The following is a 21,342-nucleotide window of genomic DNA, read 5'->3' as shown; positions in this document are numbered from 1 at the left end:
TGATCACTGATCAGCGCCAACGATGTGAAATCAGTGTCGCTGCGACAGCATCAGATTCACATCGTTGTGCGGTTTTTCGTGGATGCCACGTCGGATGGCGATCGTGCGCTTGTGCGCCAAAGATTTGAGAGTATCTCGCGCACCGCTAGTGGGCACAGACACAGCGACGAGAGGGGTGGTCGGCATGGCCCAGGACTTCACCAAAGTCGGCGTTGTCGGACTCGGCACCATGGGCGCGGGGATCGCTGAGGTTCTTGCGCGCGCCGGCATCGACGTGGTGGGCGTCGAACTCAACGACGAGACGCTCGCCAGGGGGCTCGGCCACATCCGCCACTCCACCGACCGGGCGGTCAGCCGCGGCAAGTTGACCGAGGCCGACCGGGACGCGCTTTTCGGCCGGATCCACGCCGGCACCGAGTTGTCGGCTGTGGCGGGCTGTGGGCTGGTCGTCGAGGCGGTACCCGAGCGGATCGAGGACAAGCGGGCGGTTCTCGCCGAGTTGGACGCACTGTGTCCGTCCGGAACGATTATTGCGACGAATACGAGCTCGCTGTCGATCACCGAGCTGGCCACCGGCACGTCCCGGCCGTCGCGGGTCGTTGGCACCCACTGGTTCAACCCGGCGCCGGTGATGGGCCTGGTAGAGATCATCCGTACGGTGGTGACAGACCCGGCGGTACTGGCGGATCTTGAGGCGCTGGTCACGAAGGTCGGCAAGACCGCGGTTGTCGCCGGGGACAGGGCCGGCTTCATCGCCAACGCCCTGCTGTTCGGCTACCTCAACAATGCCGTGCGGATGTTGGAGGCCCACTACGCCACCCGCGAGGACATCGATGCGGCCATGCGGTTCGGCTGCGGTCATCCGATGGGCCCGTTGGCGTTGCTGGACCTGATCGGCCTCGACGCCGCGTACGAGATCCTCGACTCGATCTACCACACCTCCCGGGACCACCTGCACGCCCCGGCGCCCCTGCTCAAGCAACTGGTCACTGCCGGGATGCTCGGTCGCAAGACCGGCCGCGGCTTCTACACCTACGCGGCTCCCGATTCATCCGAGATCGTCGATGCCGTCACGTCGGACTCCGTCCCCTCGTCCGGGACCGGGACCGGGACCGGGACCGGGACGGGGGCTGGACGATCGGGCGTGCCGACCCGGCCGGTGCGCACGATCGGTGTCATCGGTACCGGAACCATGGCCAGCGGGATCATCGAGGTCGCCGCCCGCTCCGGCTATGACGTGGTCCTGCGTGCGCGCGGCGAGGAGAAGATCGCCGATGTGCGCAAGAAACTCGAGTGGTCGTTGGACAAGGTCGTCGCCAAGGGCCGGATCACCTTGGATGAGCGGGCCGCGACCCTCGCGCGGGTGCGGGCCACGACCGACCTTGCCGCGCTCGCCGACTGTGACCTCATCATCGAGGCAGTCGTGGAGGATCTCGAGGTCAAGCGAGCCCTGTTCGCCGAGATCGACGCGGTCGCACGACCCGGGGCGATCCTCGCGACCACCACGTCGTCCCTGCCGGTGATCGAGTGCGCGACCGCCACGTCGCGTCCCCAGGATGTGGTGGGGATGCACTGGTTCAACCCGGCCCAGGTGATGCGGTTGGTGGAGATCGTGCCGACCGTTCTGACCGCGGACGACGTCACCGCGACGGTCCTGGAGGTTGCGCGGGCGGCCGGCAAACACCCGGTGCTCTGCGCGGACCGTGCCGGGTTCATCGTCAACGCGCTGCTGTTCCCGTATCTCAACGACGCCGTGAAGATGCTGGAGGCGCATTACGCGGATGTCGAGGCCATCGACACGGCGATGAAGGTCGGCTGTGCTCATCCGATGGGGCCGTTCGAGCTCGCGGACGTCGTCGGCCTGGACGTGACGCTCGCCATTGTGCGCACGCTGTACCTGGAGTTCCGGGAGCCCGGATACGCCCCGGCTCCCCTGCTTGAACACCTTGTCAAGGCGGGTTATCTCGGTCGCAAGACCCGGCGCGGCTTTCGCGTCCACTGATCCGGCGACGGGGTCGGTGACCGGTCCGGGTCGGTTCGGACGCGCGTCTGGTCGCCTACGATGGCGCCGGACATCATGTTGTGCCGGGTTCGATCTTGTACCGGGCCGGGTACCGGCATGGCCCGCCTGGTCCCGCTGTCGTTTCGGAGGAAGCCCATGGTCTCGCTGGACAAGGACGCCGCACGGGAGGTCGGCCGCGAGATCGTGACATTCGTGCCCGATCTCGTGGTGATGTTGCGGCGGGTTCTCGTCGATCCGCGGGTGTCGCAGTCGGCCAAGATGGAGGCGGCGGCATCCCTGGCCTATCTGGTCTCGCCGCGCAACCGGCTGACGAACCTGATTCCCGTCGTGGGTCAGCTGGACGACATCGCGCTCGTGGCTTTCGCGTTCCGTCGCCTGCAGATGGGCGCGGGTGAGGCCATCCTGCGCGAGCACTGGCGTGGCAGCGATCGGACTTTCCAGGTCATGATCGGCGCGTCCTCCGCGCTGTCGTCGCCGCGAGGGATGATTCGACGGGTGAAACTGGCCAGGACACTCGCCGGGTCGACCATGGACCGGCTCGCCGGCCCCCGTCGGCGCCCTGGAATAGGGGATGATCCGCACCGCGTCATCGAGGGTGAGGTCATCGAAAGCGACCTCGTCACGGTTGACGTCGTCGAGGTTGATCGCGTCCATCGGACGGCCGCGTCCGAACCCGGCACTGACCGTGGCATGTCACGACCCCGCATGCCAGGGCCCCGCGTGGCGCGGCCTCGCAGCCCGGAAGGTCCGCCGGCGTCGCGTTCGCGGTGACCCGCAGACGGTCGCGGCGCGCGCGGCCGGAGCGACCACCCGTCCCACCGGCCGTCGTCGGAGCCGAGACGATCGAACAGAGTGCGGACGGGGACTGGATCGTGCGCCGGATCAGCGGTGCGGCCGCACGCAAGTACTACCGCTGCCCCGGCTGCCAGCAGGAGATCCTGCCGGCGACCCCGCACGTCGTCTGCTGGCGCGACGATCATATCGCCGAGCGTAGGCATTGGCACACGACCTGCTGGACCCGTCGTGATCGGCGCACCACCCCGCCGGGCTGGTGATCCCACCGGGCTGACAGCCGGACCAGACCGCGGTCGGCGTGGACGGCTCACGAACGAGCGGCTCACGAACGAGCGGTCGCCGGTTCCCCGGTGTCCGCTGGCGACGGGTCCGATCCGAGGTCCAGCGGAGCCATGGCCGCGGCCAACCGGTCGCGCAGCTGACCGAGCTGGGCGGTCACCTGGTCGCGCTGCCGGCCGAGATCAGCCAGGCGGCGACGGGACTCCTCCTCGGCGGCTTCGGCGGTGGAACGCGCGGTGGCGACGATGCCGTCGGCCTCGGCCTGCGCCGTCGAAAGGATCTCCTGGGCGCTCGCCTCGGCAGCGCGGATCGTCCGCTCGTGGGTCCGCCGCGCGTCAGCGTGCTCCTGCTGGGCCTTCTGGAGCGCGGCATCGGCCTCCTGCGTCCGCTCGGCCCGCACGGCGGCGGCCTCCTCCTCCGCGAGCTGGAGAATCTGGGTGATCCGGCCGCCGAAGTCCTCCCACGCGGGTCGGTTGGCGGCGAGGTCATCACGTACCGCGGCGGCTTCGGATGCGGCCTCGGACGCCGCGGCCTCGGCAGCGGCCCGATGCGACTCCGCCTCGCGCAGTTGCTCGACGAGCCAGTTGACGTGCGCCCTGACCTGATGAGGGTCGTAGCCGCGACGAACCAGATCGAAGTCCGGCGAGGCGTCCGTGCCGTCGGACATTGGGATGAGATCGGTTTGCTCGCTCATAGGACATCAGAGTGCCAGACCAGCCACCGGGAGGTGTAGGAGCCGGTATGCAATCGGCACCGCGACAGAAATCGGGCCGGCGATAGGGGTGTGGATCGAGGTGCGTGCCCCGGCCCCGCGACGCCGCGCCCCCTATTGCCGGGCGCTCTAAGTGGTCGGCGCTGGCAGTTGTTCGGGGGGTGCCGGATGCCAGGTGGATGTGTCGCGAGGCGGAGGAAGCCCAGGTAGCGGTGTTCTACCTGGGCTGACGACAACGACGCGAGGCGCCGCCTGGCGCCGGCAGACCCTGGACGAACTTCCAGCGCCGACCACTAAGCTCCGCGAAACCGGTTGATCGCGGCGAGGTGGCGCTCGCGGGTGGCGCCGTCGCGGACCCCGAGACCTTCCTCCGGCGCGAGGCAGAGTACTCCGACCTTGCCCTGATGGAGGTTGCGGTGGACGTCATAGGCGGCCTGACCGGTCTCGGTGAGCGGGTAGACGCGGGACAGGGTCGGGTGGACCAGGCCCTTGGTGATCAGCCGGTTGGCCTCCCACGCCTCGCGGTAGTTCGCGAAGTGCGACCCGACTATCTTTTTCAGGTTCATCCACAGGTAGCGGTTGTCGTAGGAGTGCATGAAGCCACTCGTGGACGCGCAGGTCGCGATCGTCCCGCCGCGTCGGGTGACGTACACGGACGCGCCGAAGGTCTCCCGCCCGGGGTGCTCGAAGACGATGTCGGGATCCTCACCGCCGGTGAGTTGGCGGATCTTCTTGCCGAGGCGCTGCCACTCCTTGGGGTTCTGGGTGTGCTCGTCGGTCCAGAACCGGTAGTCCTCGGCGGCCCGGTCGATCACCAGGTCGGCGCCCATCCGGCGCACGATCTCGGCTTTGCGTGGCGAGGACACGACACACACCGGGATGGCGCCACCGTTCAGTGCCAGCTGGGTCGCGTAGGAGCCGAGCCCGCCGCTCGCGCCCCAGATGAGTACCACGTCGCCCTGTTTCATGTTGGCGCCGTTGTGGGATACCAGCTGGCGGTAGGCGGTGGAGTTCACCAGCCCGGGGGCGGCGGCCTCCTCCCAGCTCAGGTGCGCGGGTTTGGGCATGAGCTGGTTGGCCTTGACCAGGGCCAGCTCGGCGAGTCCGCCGAAGTTCGTCTCAAAGCCCCAGATGCGCTGCTCGGGGTCGAGCATGGTGTCGTCGTGGCCGTCCGGGCGTTCCAACTCGACCGACAGGCAGTGGGCGACCACCTCATCACCGGGGGACCACATGTGTACGCCGGGACCGGTACGCAGGACGACACCGGCGAGGTCAGAGCCGACCACATGGTAGGGGAGGTCGTGGCGTTTGCCGAGCGGGGACAGCCGGCCGTAGCGCTCCAGGAAGCCGAACGTCGGCAGTGGTTCGAAGATCGACGTCCAGACGGTGTTGTAGTTGATCGCGGAGGCCATCACGGCGACCAGCGCCTCGCCCGGACCCAGATCCGGGGTCCTGACCTCGTCGATGTGCAGGGCGCGCCTGGGGTCCTTGTCCCGGGACGCGAGCCCGTTGAAGATATTGACCTCGTCCTTGCGGACCACCGCTCCCCGGTAGGTCTCGGGTACCGGCAGGGCCGCGAACGCCGCCTTGGATGTGTCAGAGGCGAGAATTGCCTCGACAATTTCCTTCACGATCGACCTCCCGTGCGTCATCCGGTGGCGCTGGGCAGATGCTACTGACGGGTATGCCTATGAGTCGCGCGGTTGGGGGTGTGCGTCCGCGCTGGAAGCGATACAACCTGAGACAACCATTTGGGGTAGGAGAGCGTCTGACGTGGCGTGACCGCGCCCATGACAGTAGTGGAGGGGTGGCGGCCCGTGCCTGCGCGGAGCGACGCCGCTCGCAGCGAGGTCGCTCGGGATGCCGACGCCGCCCTGACGGCTCTGTATTCAGAGCACTACCGGTCACTGGTTCGCCTTGCCGCCCTCCTACTGGATGACGTCGGGCTGTGCGAAGAAGTCGTCCAGGACGCCTACATCCGCGTCCACGCCGCATGGGGGCGGCTGCAGGACAGGGACAAGGCGCTCGCCTACCTACGGCAGACGGTGGTCAACCTCGCCCGCTCGACGCTGCGGCGGCGGCTGGTGGCCCTCAAGCATGCGCCCAAGCCGATGCCGGACGCGGCCAGCGCGGAGGAGGGCGCCTACACCCTGGTCGAGCGCGCCGCGGTCGTACAGGCGTTGCGGGAGCTGCCGCGCCGCCAGCGCGAGGCCGTGGTCCTGCGCTACTACGCCGACCTCTCCGAGGCGGACGCGGCAGCGGTCATGAAGTGCAGCGTCGGCTCGGTCAAGGCTTACACGTCCCGCGGGCTGGCCGCGCTCGGCACCAAGTTGGAGGGTCTACGGTGACCGCGCTCGAGCCTGACGAGCTGCGTCGTCTACTGACCGAAGCGGTTGATCCGGTTCGGGCTTCCCCGGCAGGCTACGAGCGGATCCGGGCCGGGGTCGTCCGCAGGCGGCGGATGCGGGTGCCGGCGATGACCGTCGGCGGGTTGGCGCTGGCCGGTCTGATCGGCCTCGCCTATGTGGCGATCGAACCCCGTGCCCCGTCCATCCTGGTCGAGCCGACCCTGCCGCCGCTGATCCAGCCGACTTCCGGGGTGACCGCGGTCCATCCGGCCACGCAGCCACCGGGGCGCCCTGGGCCGGGCGGGGGCGGTCAGGTGCGGCCGTCGGTGACGCCGAGCCGGTTGGAGACCTCGGTGCCGCCCACAAACCCGAACCCGGGGGACGGGGTAACGCCGACGGCGTCGGCCAGCCATCCCAGCGGGACGCCCAGTAACGTCCACTCGCCGACGCTCCCGCCGCCGGTGTCCGTCCCGGCGATGGCCGGCGATGTCGACGGGGATGGCGTGAGGGACTCGGCGACCGTGTCCGACAGCACGGTTCAGGTCACGTTGAGTCTGTTCGGATCAACCTCGGTGACCTTCCCGGCGGTGGTGTCACCGTTCACCTATTCGATCTTCGACATTGACGGTGACGGTTACGGTGAGTTGATCGTCCAGACCGACACCAGCGGCGACACCAGAAACTACGGTGTCGCCAGGCTGACCTCGACCGGGCAGTTGCGGATCATCACCGGCAGTCCGCTGCGTGCCGGTGTCAACGATACCCACGGTGATGGCTTCCGCTGTGATAGCGGAAAAGTCGTGGTCGCCGCGGGAGACAGGACCACGGACAGGATCTACCAGGTGACATCGACGACATGGCAGGTGGCGAGCACGGGCTTCACGGCGGTCGGCTCGCCTGCGAAGACCACGGTGGACCTGGCCTCGACGCCGTCGCCCTTCACCGCCGGCTGCGGGATCGCCTGAGGCGGCCGACCATCGGGCCAGGGGTCCCCGAATAGTCGCGAAGCGGCTATTCGGTACGGGCTTGTACCAGTTCGGTGAGCACGCCGCCGGTGTCCTTCGGGTGCAGGAACGCGATACTCGCGCCCATCGAGCCGTGTCTCGGCCGTTTGTCGACCAGACGGACGCCCTGCCCTGCGATGGCGGCCATGGCACCTTCGACGTCGTCGACGCCGTAGCCGACGTGGTGGACACCCTCGCCGTTGCGGGCGAGGAACTTCCCGACCGGGGAGTCCTCCCGGATCGGCTCGAGCAGCTGCACGTATGAACCACCCGGGGCGGCGTCGACCACGAGCAGCATGGCCTCGCGAACGCCCTGCTCCTCGTTGACCTCCCGGGCGGCCACGGTGAGCCCGAAGGTCGTCTCGTACCAGGCGATGGACGTATCCAGGTCCCGGACGGCGATGCCGACATGATCAATTCTTGTGAACATCGCGGGCTCGAGCCCTCTCTCTCGCAGGTGTGGACGCGATGCTGCCATACCCGTTCCCCACGGACACCCACATCGACTCCGAGGTGCCCGCTCGCCGGAGCATCTTGATGAAGATCACGTTATCGTTGCAGAACACGCAGTCACACTCCCGGGAGGCCATCCATGCCTGGTTCCGTCATCGTGGCCGGCGCGCGAACCCCGATCGGCAAGCTGTCCGGTGCTCTGAAGGGCTTCCCCGCCGTCGAGCTCGGCGGCTTTGCGATCAAGGCCGCGCTGGCGCGGGCCGGTATCGGTGGTGAGCAGGTCAACTATGTGATCATGGGGCATGTCATTCAGGCGGGTCAGGGTCAGATCACCGCCCGCCAGGCCGCGATCAGGGGCGGCGTCCCCATGACCGTTCCCGCGATCACGGTGAACAAGGTCTGCCTGTCGGGCCTGGACGCGATCGCGCTCGCCGACACCTACATCGCCAGTGGCGAGTTCGACGTCGTCGTCGCCGGTGGCATGGAGTCGATGACACGTGCCCCGCACCTGTTGCCGTCCCTGCGTGAGGGCGTCCGCTACGGCAGTGCCGAGTTGCTGGACGCCACCGCACACGATGCCCTGTTCTGCGCGTTCGACCAGATCGCGATGGGGCTGGGAACCGAGCGGTACAACGCGGGGCTGGACATCAGCCGGGTCGAACAGGACGAGTTCGCAGCCCGCTCCCATCAGCGTGCCGCCGCCGCGATCAAGAACGGGCTGTTCGACGACGAGATCGTCCCGGTCGAGGTGCCCCAACGCCGCGGTGACCCGGTGCTCGTCGGCCAGGACGAGGGTGTCCGCGGTGACACCACCCCGCAGGGGCTGGCGAAGCTGCGTCCCGCCTTCAGCGATGACGGCACGATCACGGCCGGCTCTGCCTCGCAGATCTCCGACGGCGCGGCGGCTGTCGTGGTGATGAGCCGGGCGAAGGCTGCCGAGCTCGGGCTGACCGTACTCGCCGAGGTCGGCCAGCACGGCTTCGTCGCCGGCCCGGACGCCTCGCTGCAGTCCCAGCCGGCCAACGCGATCTCGGCGGCGCTGCGCAAGGAGGGCCTGACCCCTGCCGATGTGGATCTTTATGAAATCAACGAGGCGTTCGCCGCGGTAGGCATCCAGTCCATGCGCGATCTTGGTATCGGCCCGGAGGTCACCAACGTCAACGGCGGCGCGATCGCCCTGGGCCACCCGGTCGGCATGTCCGGTACCCGGATCGCCCTCACTCTCGCCCTTGAGCTGCGTCGCCGCGGTGGCGGTATCGGTGCCGCCGGGCTGTGCGGCGGCGGTGGTCAGGGAGACGCCCTCATCCTGCGCGTCCCGGCGTGACCCCGACCCCGGCAGCAGTTCCGGCCCCGGCCCCGGCCCCGGCGGCGACCCCGCCACCGGCGGCAGCCCCGACCCGGTTGCGTGCCGCGTCCGCCACCGAGCTGGTGGACGCGGCCACCGCCGGTAATCCGCGGGCGGTCGCACGACTGATCTCCCTGGTCGAGGATGCGTCCGGGCAACTGCGCGAGATCATGGCCCTGCTCGCGCCGCGGGCCGGTCACGCGCAGGTGATCGGGCTCACCGGATCTCCCGGCGTGGGCAAGTCGACCTCGACATCCGCGCTGGTCAGCGCGTTTCGAGCGCGCGACCTGCGGGTCGGCGTCCTGGCCATCGACCCGTCGTCGCCGTTCACCGGCGGTGCGCTGCTCGGTGACCGGGTGCGGATGCAGGAGCACGCCACCGACCCCGGGGTCTACATCCGCTCGCTGGCCTCGCGCGGGCATCTGGGTGGGTTGTCCTGGGCGACACCGCAGGCGCTGCGGGTGCTCGACGCAGCCGGCTTCGATGTGGTGCTCGTCGAGACGGTGGGGGTGGGTCAGGCCGAGGTTGACATCGCATCACTGGCCGACTGCACACTGGTGCTGTTGGCTCCGGGTATGGGTGACGGCGTCCAGGCCGCGAAGGCCGGCATCCTGGAGATCGCCGACGTCTTCGTGGTCAACAAGGCCGACCGCGATGGCGCGGAGAACACCTACCGCGAGCTCACGCACATGATCGCCCTTGCCGGACCGGCAGCCGCATCCCAGGGGGGATGGCGGCCTCCGGTCCTCAAGGCCGTCGCTTCGCGTGGGGAGGGCATCGCCGAGGTCGTGGATGCGATCGCCGACCATCGTGCGTGGCTGGTCGAGCACGGTGTCCTGGACGCCCGCCGGCGTCGGCGTGCCGCTGACGAGATCGAGCAGATCGCGCTCACCCGGCTTCGGCTACGCATGGGTGACCTGCGCGACGGTTCCCTGCTCCACAGTCTCGCCGCGGACGTCGTCGCCGGCCTGACCGATCCCTACACGGCCGCCGACCGCGTCGTCGCCGGTCTGGCCACGACGCAGCCGCGCCACGCCTGACCTGGCCGCACGACTGACAGTCAGGGTGCGGTGTCAGCTGTGTCAGGGGCGGCGAGGTAGCCGGCCGCGGCAACCACCGCGGCGACGTCCAGAGGCGCTCCCACCACGTCCACGGCACCGGCCTGGCGCAGCCGCACGAGGTCGCGCGGGTCATCGTCCATGGTGAGTACGACCGTGGGTATCCGCCCCGCCTGAGCGTCCGCCGCGAGGGTCCGCAGCAGGTCTTCGGCGGTGCAGTCCGGCAGCTCCCGGTCCAGCAGCACCAGCGACGGTCGGGACCGCCGGACCGCGTCGAGGGCCAGCGCGGCCCGCGGCACCGAGATGGTGTCCGCGCCGAGGGAGTTGCGTAGTACGTGGGTGACCATCGTTCGGGTCGCGGGATCGCCACTGACGTGGACGACCCGGGGATAACCGACATGGCGCGACGCTGAACCCGATCGGGCGGCCGGGACGCTCTGGGCCGGACCGAACCCGTCGTCTCCGCCGTATCCGTATCCCGGTCTGTATCCGTTTCCCGGTCCGGTTCCGTTTCCCGGTCCGAATCCGTCGTCATCGTCATCGTCATCGTCATCGAAGCGGACGTCGACGGTGTCCAGGACGACCGCGAAGACGCTGCCCACCCCGAAACGGCTGGCCGCCGTCAGAACACCTCCCATCGCCGTGACCAGAGCGTGGGACAGCGCCAGACCTAGTCCACTACCCTCGATGCCCGTTCGTTCGGCTCCGAGCCGTTCAAACGGCCGGAACAGTCGGTCCATGGCCTCGGGCGGGAGGCCGTTGCCGTCGTCCTCGACCTCGATCCGGACCCGGGCTCCGGTGATGGGCACGATGCCCACCCGCAGGGTGCCACCCTCGCGGCCGTACTTCAGCGCGTTGCCGACCAGGTTGAGCAGGACCTGCCACAGTCGGCGGCGGTCGGCGTCGGCGACCAGCGGTTCGGCCGGCGAGATGACCCGGCGGATGCCGCGTTGCTCCGCGAGCGGTTCGACCAACTCGACGACACCATGAACGATCTCCAGGACGTTGACGGGTCCCTTTTTGATGTCACCGCGCCCGGCCTGCAGCCGGGCGAGATCGAGCACGTCGTCGATGAGGGCCTGCATGTGCCGGCCACCGGTGATGATGCGTTCGACGTCCTCATGCAGTTCTGCCGGTAGCGGTTCGAGTTCCAGCAGTTGGGCGAAGCCCAGCACGGCGTTGAGAGGGGTGCGCAGTTCGTGGCCGAGGCGTGCGATGAACTCGTCCTTGGCCCGGGATTCCCGTTCGGCGGTCTGCCGGGCGCGGACGTCCTCGGTGTCATGAGCGACGATCACGATGGCGCCGGACGGGTCGACCCGTACCGACACCTGGAACGGCGCCACGTTGGCCGCGGCGTCGAGGAGGTCGACGGTTCCCCGCCACTGCCCGGTGCGGGCCAGCGCGCGCGGCACGACATCGCGCAGCCGGACCCGTGTCGAGGGCTCGACCACGTCGGCTAGGTCCCCGAGGTGGACCGGTTCCGTTCCAGCCAGCCGCTCGCCGAGGAAGGTCCTGGCCGCGACCCCGGCATCGAGCACGCGACCATCCGCACCGACCACCATCACCAGGCTGGTCAGTGCGTCAAGGAGGGTCCGTGGAACCACCTATGCCTCGTCGTCCCGCGTCGTCCACTCCACGGCGGGCAATGGTAGGGCGTGCCGTCAGAGAGCGTTGTCCCGGGTTTGGTTGAAGGCCCGACTGTGTCGTTTACGGATGTATGTTGTTGCGGAGGGTGTCATTTTTCGGATGGCCCAAAGCATGCGAGATCCTGACGTTCCTCCCGGGTGCCAGCGTGTGCCCCCGCGCGCCGGCGGGTGCCCCTGGGCGACGGGCCGTGCCGGTGCCGTGGTGGGTGTGTGGTAGGTGTGAGGCATGCTTGTGGCCTTCAGCGTGACACCGATCGGGGTCGGCGAGGACGTCGGCGACCTGGTCGCCGAAGCCGTACGGGTGGTACGTGCCAGCGGTCTGCCCAACGAGACGACGGCGATGTTCACCACGATCGAGGGGGAGTGGGAGGAGGTCATGGCCGTCGTACAGCGGGCGGTGGATGCGGTTGCCGCCCGATCCGGGCGGGTGAGCCTCGTGCTCAAGGCCGACATCCGCCCAGGGGTCACGGATGCGCTGCGGGCGAAGGTCGCATCGATCGAACGGCGTCTGGAGGGCTAAGTGGTCGGCGCCGGAAGTTCGTCCAGGGTCTGCCGGCGCGGGGCTGGGGTGCGTAGATCGCGCGCCCGGAGGCCGCAGTCCCCGGAGCGCTGGCGGAGCCCGGCCCTGGTCGAGCCCAGCGTTCCAGTCGAGCCCAGCGTTCCAACCGGGTCGCAATCACGAAATGCACGCATCGTAGGCATCCGGTCCGCGTAGGCCGTGCCCGGTTTCGCTCTTCAGATGCAACGATGGAGCCATGCCACGGAGGTCAACCATGTCACCTGGGTCCCGTTCGCCACGATCGGTACCGCCCGGGTCGAGGAACGCAGCGGCCGGGGATCCCCGGGTTCCCAACGAGCTCGCCAGTCTCCGCTTTGCCGGCGCGGTCCCGCTCGACCCCAAACCCGCGCCGACGCGATCACCTGCGACTGCCGCGGGCGCCGGGTCAGGCCCGGCACGCAACGGGTCCGCGGGGCAACCCGTCGTTCTGGACGTCACCGAGGAGACGTTCGAGGCCGAGGTCCTGCAACGCTCCCTACAGGTCCCGGTCGTGGTCGATTTCTGGGCAGCGTGGTGCGGCCCGTGTAAGCAGCTCAGCCCCATCCTTGAGCGCCTCGCCGAGGCCGACGCCGGGCGCTGGGTGCTCGCGAAGATCGATGTGGACGCGAACCCACAGCTTGCGCAGGCAGCCGGCGTCCAGGGCATCCCCGCGGTCAAGGCGGTCGTCGGGGGCCGGATCATCGGCGAGTTCACCGGGGCGGTTCCCGAAGCCGAGGTTCGCTCCTGGCTCGACCAGCTGCTGACACTTGTCGACGAGGCGGCCGCGGGCCTGGACGGCGGGCCGGCTGACGTCGCGGGGGACCAAGACCACAGCGCCGCCGAGGAGGCACTTGCCAAGGGCGACCTTGACACCGCGGCCGCGGCCTACCGCCGCCGGTTGGCGCAGGCCCCCGGTGACGTGGACGCCACACTCGGGCTCGCCCGGGTTGAGCTCTTTCAACGGGTGGCCACGATCGACGTCGCCGCGTTGCGCAGCCGGCTCTCGGCCGACCCCGATGATGTCGAGGCGGCCATCATGCTGGCCGACGTCCTGGTCGCGAAGGGTGAGATCGAAACGGGCCTGACCCGGCTCGTCGGCGTTGTCCGGCGGACCGCGGGCGACGAGCGGGAACGTGTGCGAGCACATCTGGTCAGCCTGTTCGAGGCGCTCGGTGATGCGGAACCGGCGGTCGCACCCGCGCGTCGAGCGCTGTCAGCCGCGCTTTTCTGATCAGCTGTCAGCTGACCGCCGGTTGGTGTCTGGCGTCCCGCCGGTTCTGTGGTGCGCAGCCGGTTCTGGAGCGCCGCCACGCCCCACCGCCCGACTCGTGATGCGGCGGGGCGTGGCGCCGACCCCGGGGATCAGGGCCGGTCGTCGCGTTCGTAGGCCAGCCAGAGGGTCGCCAGAGCGGGCACGGTCAGCGTGACGGATGCGGGTTGGCCGTGGTGGGTGGTACCGGCGGCGACCACCGAACCCAGGTTCCCCAGACCGCTGCCTGCATAGTCGGTGGCGTCGGTGTTGAGAACCTCGCGCCAGCGGCCGCTGAACGGCAGGCCGAGCCGGTAGTCACGGTGCGGGACACCCGCGAAATTGGTGACGCAGGCAAGCACCGTACCGGCCGGCCTGCGCTCGGCTGCCGAGCCTCGGTCGGCCCACCGCAGGAAGGAGAACACGTTGTCCTCGGCGTCGTTGGCGTCGATCCAGGAGAAGCCGTCGGGTGAGGTGTCCTGTTCCCACAGGGCGGGTGTGGCCCGGTAGATCCGGTTCAGATCCCGCACCAGCGTGGACACACCGCGGTGGGGTGGATCGTCGAGGTGCCACCAGTCCAGGGACCGGGCTTCGGACCACTCGGCGTCCTGGCCGAATTCGCCGCCCATGAACAGCACTTGCTTGCCCGGGTGCGCCCACATGTACCCGTAGAGCGCGCGCAGGTTGGCCAGTTGCTGCCAGTGGTCACCGGGCATCTTGGCGACCAGGGAACCCTTTCCGTGTACCACCTCGTCATGGCTGAGCGGAAGCATGAAGTTCTCCGAGTAGGCATACATCATGGAGAACGTCAGCTGATGGTGGTGGTACGCGCGAAACACCGGCGCTCGCGAGAGATAGTCCAGCGTGTCGTGCATCCAACCCATGTTCCACTTGAAGCCGAAACCCAGACCACCGAGATGGGTCGGCCGGGTGACGCCGGGCCATGCCGTCGACTCCTCGGCAATCATGATCGCGCCCGGTACGCGCCGGTAGACCGTGGCGTTGGTCTCCTGCAGGAACGACACGGCTTCCAGGTTTTCCCGGCCGCCGTGGATGTTGGGTACCCAACCGCCGTCGGGTCTGGAGTAGTCCAGGTAGAGCATGGACGCGACAGCGTCGACCCGCAGCCCGTCTATGTGGAACTCCTCGAACCAGTACACCGCGTTCGCGACCAGGAAGTTGCGTACCTCGGGACGGCCGAAGTCGAAGACGTAGGTTCCCCAGTCGGGCTGTTCACCGCGCCGTGGATCGGGGTGCTCATACAGCGGCGTGCCGTCGAATCGGCCCAGCGCCCAGATGTCGCGGGGAAAGTGCGCGGGTACCCAGTCCACGATGACGCCGATGCCGGCCTGGTGAAGCCGGTCGATGAGATGGCGAAAGTCATCGGGGTCACCGAACCGTGACGTCGGGGCGTAGTAGGCCGACACCTGGTAGCCCCAGGACCCGCCGAAGGGATGTTCGGCGACCGGCAGCAGCTCGACGTGGGTGAACCCCAGCTCACGCACGTGGTCCACCAGCTCGTCGGCGAGATCCCGGTACGACAGCCCCCGGCGCCAGGAGCCCAGATGTACCTCGTAGACCGACATCGGCGCGGCATGCCACGGGGTGCTGCCGCGGCGCTCAAGCCATTCCTGGTCGCCCCAGGTGTATTCCGACTCGAAGACGATGCTCGCCGTGGCTGGCGGGATCTCGGTGTGCAGCGCGAGCGGATCGGCCTTCTGCCGCCAGACTCCGTCGAAGCCGAGGATCTCGTACTTGTAGCGGCAGCCGCTGCCGATGTCGGGCACGAACAGCTCCCACACGCCCGCGGCACCCAGCGAGCGCATCGGGTAGGCCCGGCCGTCCCAGAAGTCGAAGTCGCCCACCACCCGGACGCCGCGCGCGTTCGGTGCCCACACGGCGAAACCGACACCGCTGATGTCGCCGGCAGCGCTCGGGTAGCGTCGCACCCGCGCGCCGAGCGCCTGCCAGAGCTGCTCGTGACGGCCTTCACCGATGAGATGGCGGTCCATCTCCCCGAGGGTCGGCAGGTACCGGTAGGGATCGTCGACGACGTGCGTCGCGTCGCAGTAGCTGACCTCGAGCCGGTAGTCGGGGACCGTGCTGGTAGGCAGTGCCACGGCGAACACCCCGCCGCTGTGGAGCCGGGTGCATTCGTGGCGTTCACCACCGGTGAGGACGACGACTCCCACCGCGTCCGGTCGCAGCGCCCGCACGATCGTTTGATCACCGTGGGGATGGGCGCCGAGCACGCTGTGTGGATCATGATGCGCGCCGCTCACGAGCCGATCAAGATCGATATCGTCGACGAGCAGGGACGCGGGAGGGCGCTTGTCGTTCTCGGCTGTCAGGCCATGCCCGGCTGTCGGGGCATGCTCGGCTACCGCGACGCGCCGCGAGTCGGTGCCGGTGGAGTCGCTGTCAGAAAGATCGTGCGGATGATCCCGGCCGGGGCCACCCACCGCGTCGTCAGATATGATCATGGACAACACGCCATCCTTAGGAAAAAACAATCATCCGCTCGTGGACGTCAGTCGTTCGACCGAACTGAGCGGAATCGGCAGCCACGACGGTCGGTGCCGCGCCTCGTAGACGACTTCATACACGGCCTTGTCGAGCTCGAAAGCCCGCAGCAGAACCGCGTCCTCGCGTGGGTCATGCCCGCCGACGGCGGCGTACCCGGCGCAGAAGGCGTCGCGGTTGCGCGTCGCCCATTCCTGCGCGCGATAGCTCAGCGCCGACTCGCCCTCCCGTTCCAACAGCATCGACTGGGCCGCGTAGTCGAACGACCGGAGCATGCCGGCGACGTCCCGATGAATGGACTGTAGCGCTGTCCGGTCGGCAACCGGCCGCGCTGGTTCCCCCTCGAAGTCGAACAGTACCCAGCCCGAGTCGACCCGTAGGACCTGACCCAGATGGTAGTCCCCGTGAATGCGCTGCAGCGTGACCGGATGCCGGCGACGGGCGAGCTCGTCGAACGACTCGCGCAACCCCGCCTCGAATGATCGTAATTCCGGCACGGCCTCGATCGCGGCATCCAGCCGGCGCTGCATCTGCGCCGCTTCCGCCCGCAGGCTCCCAGCGTCGCCGACCGCGTTGGGCAGCACGTCCGCGAGCAGATCGTGCACCTGCGCGGTGGCGGCGCCGAGGCGTTCGGACTCGGCTGCGAAGTCGCCGCCGACCTCGTCTGCATGCAGGTCCGCCTCGGCGTAGAGATCGCGGACGCTGGTGAGGGCGAGCCGCCAGCCTTCGGTGCCGCTGCGCATGAACTCCTGCATGAACGCGAAGGTGGTGGTGACACCGTCGAGGGCGCCGTCCAGCCAGGAGACCGGGCGGGCCACATGGACGCTGCCGGCATCGGCGAGGGCACGGGTGATCTCCAGATCCGGGTTGCCGCCGACCCACAGCCGCCGGAAGACCTTCAGGATGTAGGCGTCACCGTAGACGATCGAGGTGTTGGACTGCTCGGCCCCGACCGCGTGGGCGGGTAACGTCTCCAGCTCCTCCAGCGTGTGCGGCACAAGACCGTCGTGGGCCGTCTGCCCCTGGATGAACGCCAGCAGGGCAGCACTGCCATCCGGGTCGTGCAGGCCGTCGTACACCAGACCGTCCGCGGCCTTTCCGAGCAGGAAGCTCTCGTGCCCGTAGGGCGCGTCCTGCCTCGTGACCAGCGGCACCTGGTAGTGGTCGATCGGTCCGCGATCGGCGTAGCGGACCTCCACGACCAGGTGCCGGAGAAGGTCGGACAGCTGCACGTCCCCGATGACGCGCAGGCCGCCCCAGGCTCGCCCCTTGCCCGCGAACCAGCGTTGCCGGGGTAGCCAGGAGGTCAGGAGGTCGACCAGGTCAGAATCATCGCCCACCGTCATCGCTCTCCCGTGCGTCCTCATCCGATTCATCGATCTTAGGCATTGGTTCGTCAGGGAGTGAATTCCCCCGCTCGGGTGAGCGCGAACCAGTAATGTCCGTGACCGGGCAAGGTCAACAGATAGGGCAGTTCACCGATCGGCGGAAAGTGCACGCCGCCCAGCAACTCGACCGGAACCAGTCCGACGAACCGGCGCAGATCAAGTTCGACCGGCTGCGCGAAACGCGACAGGTTGGCCACACACAGCACCCGGTCGTCACCGAACTCCCGCACGAAGGCGAAGACGGACGGATTCGATGCGGGCAGCTCTTCATATGTACCGAGGCCGAAGACGGGATGTCTCTTCCGCACCTCGATCATCCGGCGTGTCCAGGAGAGGAAGGATGTCGGCATCCGCTGCTCGGCCTCGACGTTGAGCGCCTGGTAGCCGTATACCGGGTCCATGATGGGTGGCAGGTACAGTCGGGCCGGATCGCCGGTCGAAAAACCGGCATTGCGGTCTGGCGACCACTGCATCGGAGTTCGGACGCCGTCGCGGTCGCCCAGGTAGATGTTGTCGCCCATCCCGATCTCGTCGCCGTAGTAGATGACCGGCGAGCCGGGTAGTGACAGCAACAGCGCGGTGAACAGCTCCATCTGGTCACGGCTGTTGTCCAGCAGCGGCGCAAGCCGGCGGCGTATCCCGATGTTCGCCTTCATACGCGGATCCTTCGCGTACTCGGCGTACATGTAGTCGCGCTCCTCGTCGGTGACCATTTCCAGGGTCAGCTCGTCGTGGTTGCGTAGGAATATCCCCCACTGGCAGTTCGGCGGAATCTCCGGGGTCTGTGCCAGAATCTCCGAGATGGGATAACGGGACTCCCGGCGGACCGCCATGAAGATACGCGGCATCAACGGGAAGTGGAATGCCATGTGGCACTCGTCGTCGTTGCCGAAATACTCGACCACGTCCGAGGGCCACTGGTTCGCCTCGGCAAGAAGGACTCGATCGGCGTACTTCGCGTCTACCTCCTTGCGGATCCGCCGCAGATACTCATGGGTATCCGGCAGGTTCTCGCCGTTCGTCCCCTCCCGCACATAGAGGTAAGGGACCGCGTCCAGGCGGAATCCGTCGAGCCCGAGGTCGAGCCAGAACCGCAGGACCTCAAGCATCGCCTCCTGGACGTCGGGGTTGTCGTAGTTGAGATCAGGTTGGTGGGCGAAGAAACGGTGCCAGTAGTACTGCCCACGCACCGGGTCCCACGTCCAGTTTGACTTCTCCGTGTCGACGAAGATTATCCGCGCGTCCGGGAACTTGTCGTCCGTATCCGACCACACGTAGAAGTTGCCGAAGGGGCCGTCCGGGTCGGTGCGGGACGCCTGGAACCAGGGGTGCTGGTCGGACGTGTGGTTCATGACCAGGTCCGCGATGATCCGAATGCCGCGCCGGTGGGCCTCGTCCACCAGGGTGACGAAGTCCCCGAGGTCGCCGAACTCCGGCAGGATGCGGAAGTAGTCGGCGATGTCGTAGCCGCCGTCCCGCAACGGTGAGTCGTAGATCGGCAACAGCCACAGGCAGTCGACTCCGAGCCAGCTCAGGTAGTCGAGCTTGCCGGTGACTCCCCGAAGGTCGCCGGTGCCGTCGCCGTTGGAATCGGCGAAACCACGGATAAGGACCTCGTAGAACACCGCCCGCTTGAACCACAGCGGGTCACGCGATGGCTCCTCGGCGTCGGTGTCGGAAGCCGCGCGGTCAGCGGTCACGCCGTCGGCGCGGGAGTCGTCGGCGCTCATCCTCGGCGCCGGATGGTGAAGACATGGGCTGGTTCCGTCGCCGGATCCAGTCGGACGTAGTTCTCGTGCCCCCACCTGTAGTTCGCCCCGCTGATCTCGTCGTGAACATCGAATGTGTCCCACCACTGCAGGCCGAGGGCGGGCATGTCGAGACGAACCGTCGTATCCCGGATGTTGTGGGAGTCAAGATTGACGACGATCAGAACGCGGTCGTCGTCGGGTGCCTGCCCGACCCGCTTGGAAAAGGCCAGGATTTCGTCGCCGTCCGCGTGGTGAAAGCGGAGATTGCGCAGCCAGTGCATGGCCGGATGATCTCTCCGTATTCGGTTGAGCGTGGCCAGATAGGGCGCCAGTGAACGTCCCGCGGCTTCGGCGCCGGTCCAGTCCCGGGGTCGGAACTGGTATTTCTCGGAGTCGAGGTACTCTTCGCTGCCGACCCGGACGGGAACGTTTTCGAACAGCTCGTACCCCGCATAGACCCCCCAAGTCGGGGACATCATCGACGCCAGGACCGCACGAATCTTGAAAGCGGCATCGCTGCCGTCCTGGAGATACCCCGGCAGGATGTCGGGAGTGCTCACGAAGAAATTCGGACGCATGTAGTGCGCGGTTTCCAGCAGTTCCCGCCCGTATGTCTCCAACTCCGCCTTCGTGTTGCGCCAGGTAAAGTAGGTGTAGGACTGGGTGAAGCCCACCTTGGCAAGCGCCTGCATCATGTGCGGCCGAGTGAACGCCTCGGACAGGAACAGCACGTCCGGTTCGGTCGACTTCACCTCGGCGATGAGCCATTCCCAGAACTGGACCGGCTTGGTGTGGGGGTTGTCAACCCGGAATATCCGGACACCGTGCGAGGTCCAGTACCGGACTACGCGAAGCACTTCATGATAAAGACCGACCGGATCGGTGTCGAAGTTCAGCGGGTAGATGTCCTGGTATTTCTTGGGCGGGTTCTCCGCGTAGGCGATGGACCCATCGCTCTTCACCGAGAACCACTCCGGGTGCAGCTTTGCCCACGGGTGGTCCGGGGCGCACTGCAGGGCGAGGTCGAGAGCGATCTCCATACCGAGCGCCCGGGTCCGGGCGACGAATTCGTCGAAGTCCTCGATCGTGCCCAGGTCCGGGTGTACGGCGTCGTGGCCGCCGGCCTCACTGCCGATCGCCCATGGTGAACCGGGGTCGTCGGGGCCTGCGATCAGGGTGTTGTTCGGACCTTTGCGGTTGATCTCCCCGATGGGATGGATCGGTGGCAGGTAGACCACGTCGAAGCCCATCGCGGCGACGGCGGGCAACCGCTGCGTCGCGGTCGCGAAGGTTCCCGAGCGTGGCGGATCCAGACTCGCCCCTTCGGATCGCGGAAAGAACTCATACCAGCTGCCGAACAGCGCCCGGGGACGGTCGACCCAGATCCGGTAGAACGGTGAACGGGTGATGAGCTCCCGCAGCGGGAATCGATTGAGTAGGGCTACCACTGCTGGGTCGCATGCCGCGGCTATCCGACCGTGCGGGTCTGTGAGGGCGTCATTGCGTAACGCGTCGACCGCCCGCTGGATGTCCGCACGGCGGCTTTCGGGGACCCCGGGCAGCGCCCGGAGCAGCAGTCGAGCCCCGTCTTCGAGGTCGACCGCCAGTTCGTCCAGGCTCTGGCCGGCCGCCGTTTTGATCTCGACGGCGTGCAGCCAGGTTGCCACGGGGTCGGCCCATGCCTCGATGCGAAAGCCCCACAGGCCCTCCGAGTCGGTACGTACCTCGGCCTGGTACCGATCGGTCCCCACGTCGACCGGCTGCATCCGCGTGAACGGCGTGCCGCGGCCATCCGGACCTGACAGTGCCACATTGGCACCGATCAGATCGTGCCCATCCCGAAACACCGTCGCGGCGACGGTGAGGATCTCACCCTCTACCGCCCGCGACGGCCACTGTCCACATGATACGGCGGGGCTGATGTCAGAGATGACAACCCGGCCTATTGAGCGTCCGATCATCGCCGCGACCTTATCGAGGGGAACCACCCCTTGATAATCCGCCTCTCCTGTACCAGTCGGAGGCACCCCAACGTGAACAGCGTGGGACCACCGGGTGGGGTTGTGTTGGTGATACGGAGGCAGTCCGCCGGGCGAGGAGGATGTCGGCATCGGATCGAAGTCTCCACGTTGATGCGTGTTCCGGGTAGGTCTGTTGCCATGGGTGAACCGGCCCACCATCGGTATCCGCTCGGGGATACCCATGCCGGCCACGCTCACGCGTGGGTGGG

General features: G+C 67.9%; 17 protein-coding genes. 9 read left to right on the top strand and 8 right to left on the bottom strand.

The features are described 5' to 3' along the window. The first annotated feature begins 184 nt into the window (after positions 1–184). The 3 genes from U9978_RS09790 to U9978_RS09780 all read left to right on the top strand — a co-directional run bounded on the left by U9978_RS09790 (position 185) and on the right by U9978_RS09780 (position 3,078). Entirely contained in the window at positions 185–2,002 is a 1,818-nt protein-coding gene (locus U9978_RS09790; RefSeq protein WP_322760762.1) for a 3-hydroxybutyryl-CoA dehydrogenase, read from the top strand. A 156-nt stretch (positions 2,003–2,158) separates the two neighbouring features. Further along, on the top strand, positions 2,159–2,794 hold the full coding sequence (locus U9978_RS09785; protein ID WP_322760761.1) for a YkvA family protein: 636 nt from the start codon (positions 2,159–2,161) through the stop codon (positions 2,792–2,794). Further along, positions 2,791–3,078 (top strand): hypothetical protein, encoded by a 288-nt coding sequence (locus U9978_RS09780; protein ID WP_322760760.1) that lies wholly within the window; start codon positions 2,791–2,793, stop codon positions 3,076–3,078. The genes U9978_RS09785 and U9978_RS09780 overlap by 4 nt, the downstream gene beginning before the upstream one ends. Before the next feature lie 62 nt (positions 3,079–3,140). Here U9978_RS09780 and U9978_RS09775 read toward each other — a convergent pair whose 3' ends face one another. Both U9978_RS09775 and ccrA read right to left on the bottom strand, forming a co-directional pair. Next, positions 3,141–3,791 (bottom strand): sugar-binding protein, encoded by a 651-nt coding sequence (locus tag U9978_RS09775; protein WP_322760759.1) that lies wholly within the window; start codon positions 3,789–3,791, stop codon positions 3,141–3,143. Between the two features lie 311 nt (positions 3,792–4,102). Beyond that, positions 4,103–5,440, bottom strand: coding sequence for a crotonyl-CoA carboxylase/reductase (gene ccrA, locus U9978_RS09770; RefSeq protein WP_322760758.1), 1,338 nt, complete (start codon positions 5,438–5,440; stop codon positions 4,103–4,105). 159 nt (positions 5,441–5,599) lie between these two features. Here ccrA and U9978_RS09765 point away from each other — a divergent pair, with 159 nt between their 5' ends. Together U9978_RS09765 and U9978_RS09760 are read left to right on the top strand one after the other, a co-directional pair. Beyond that, the gene (locus U9978_RS09765; RefSeq protein ID WP_322760757.1) at positions 5,600–6,157 is read left to right on the top strand and encodes a SigE family RNA polymerase sigma factor; all 558 of its coding nucleotides are present in this window, start codon (positions 5,600–5,602) and stop codon (positions 6,155–6,157) included. Continuing rightward, complete coding sequence (locus U9978_RS09760) at positions 6,154–7,122, top strand: VCBS repeat-containing protein (protein ID WP_322760756.1); 969 nt, start codon at positions 6,154–6,156, stop codon at positions 7,120–7,122. The genes U9978_RS09765 and U9978_RS09760 overlap by 4 nt, the downstream gene beginning before the upstream one ends. Before the next feature lie 46 nt (positions 7,123–7,168). Here U9978_RS09760 and mce read toward each other — a convergent pair whose 3' ends face one another. After that, positions 7,169–7,591 carry a methylmalonyl-CoA epimerase gene (mce, locus tag U9978_RS09755; RefSeq protein ID WP_322760755.1) on the bottom strand — a complete coding sequence of 141 codons (423 nt, stop codon included), beginning with the start codon at positions 7,589–7,591 and terminating at the stop codon, positions 7,169–7,171. 162 nt (positions 7,592–7,753) lie between these two features. Here mce and U9978_RS09750 point away from each other — a divergent pair, with 162 nt between their 5' ends. Both U9978_RS09750 and meaB read left to right on the top strand, forming a co-directional pair. Further along, positions 7,754–8,938: an acetyl-CoA C-acetyltransferase gene (locus U9978_RS09750; protein WP_322760754.1), complete on the top strand. Its 1,185-nt coding sequence runs from the start codon at positions 7,754–7,756 to the stop codon at positions 8,936–8,938. A gap of 77 nt (positions 8,939–9,015) precedes the next feature. Further along, positions 9,016–9,999, top strand: a complete 984-nt coding sequence (gene meaB / locus U9978_RS09745; protein ID WP_322760785.1) for a methylmalonyl Co-A mutase-associated GTPase MeaB — start codon at positions 9,016–9,018, stop codon at positions 9,997–9,999. Between the two features lie 20 nt (positions 10,000–10,019). Here meaB and U9978_RS09740 read toward each other — a convergent pair whose 3' ends face one another. Then, positions 10,020–11,621 carry a hybrid sensor histidine kinase/response regulator gene (locus U9978_RS09740; RefSeq protein ID WP_322760753.1) on the bottom strand — a complete coding sequence of 534 codons (1,602 nt, stop codon included), beginning with the start codon at positions 11,619–11,621 and terminating at the stop codon, positions 10,020–10,022. A gap of 268 nt (positions 11,622–11,889) precedes the next feature. Between U9978_RS09740 and U9978_RS09735 the strand changes: the two genes are divergently transcribed. Together U9978_RS09735 and U9978_RS09730 are read left to right on the top strand one after the other, a co-directional pair. Next, positions 11,890–12,183: an MTH1187 family thiamine-binding protein gene (locus U9978_RS09735; RefSeq protein WP_322760752.1), complete on the top strand. Its 294-nt coding sequence runs from the start codon at positions 11,890–11,892 to the stop codon at positions 12,181–12,183. A gap of 253 nt (positions 12,184–12,436) precedes the next feature. Next, positions 12,437–13,432 (top strand): tetratricopeptide repeat protein, encoded by a 996-nt coding sequence (locus U9978_RS09730; protein WP_322760751.1) that lies wholly within the window; start codon positions 12,437–12,439, stop codon positions 13,430–13,432. Positions 13,433–13,563: 131 nt separating this feature from the next. On the opposite strand, the gene glgB is transcribed toward U9978_RS09730, so the two are convergent. The 4 genes from glgB to U9978_RS09710 are packed head-to-tail and all read right to left on the bottom strand — an operon-like array spanning position 13,564 to position 21,073. Continuing rightward, positions 13,564–15,933: a 1,4-alpha-glucan branching protein GlgB gene (glgB, locus tag U9978_RS09725; RefSeq protein ID WP_322760750.1), complete on the bottom strand. Its 2,370-nt coding sequence runs from the start codon at positions 15,931–15,933 to the stop codon at positions 13,564–13,566. Positions 15,934–15,963: 30 nt separating this feature from the next. Continuing rightward, positions 15,964–17,319 carry a maltokinase N-terminal cap-like domain-containing protein gene (locus U9978_RS09720; RefSeq protein ID WP_322760749.1) on the bottom strand — a complete coding sequence of 452 codons (1,356 nt, stop codon included), beginning with the start codon at positions 17,317–17,319 and terminating at the stop codon, positions 15,964–15,966. A 50-nt stretch (positions 17,320–17,369) separates the two neighbouring features. Continuing rightward, entirely contained in the window at positions 17,370–19,091 is a 1,722-nt protein-coding gene (gene treS / locus U9978_RS09715; protein ID WP_322760748.1) for a maltose alpha-D-glucosyltransferase, read from the bottom strand. After that, the gene (locus U9978_RS09710) at positions 19,088–21,073 is read right to left on the bottom strand and encodes an alpha-1,4-glucan--maltose-1-phosphate maltosyltransferase (RefSeq protein ID WP_322760747.1); all 1,986 of its coding nucleotides are present in this window, start codon (positions 21,071–21,073) and stop codon (positions 19,088–19,090) included. Before U9978_RS09710 ends, treS begins: the two co-directional genes overlap by 4 nt. Between the last annotated feature and the right edge of the window lie 269 nt (positions 21,074–21,342).

The sequence above is a fragment of the Protofrankia sp. Cr2 genome, from assembly GCF_963555885.1.
Lineage (GTDB): Bacteria > Actinomycetota > Actinomycetes > Frankiales > Frankiaceae > Protofrankia.
Note: the sequence above shows the minus strand (reverse complement) of the source record. Positions and strands in the feature narration are given on the sequence as shown.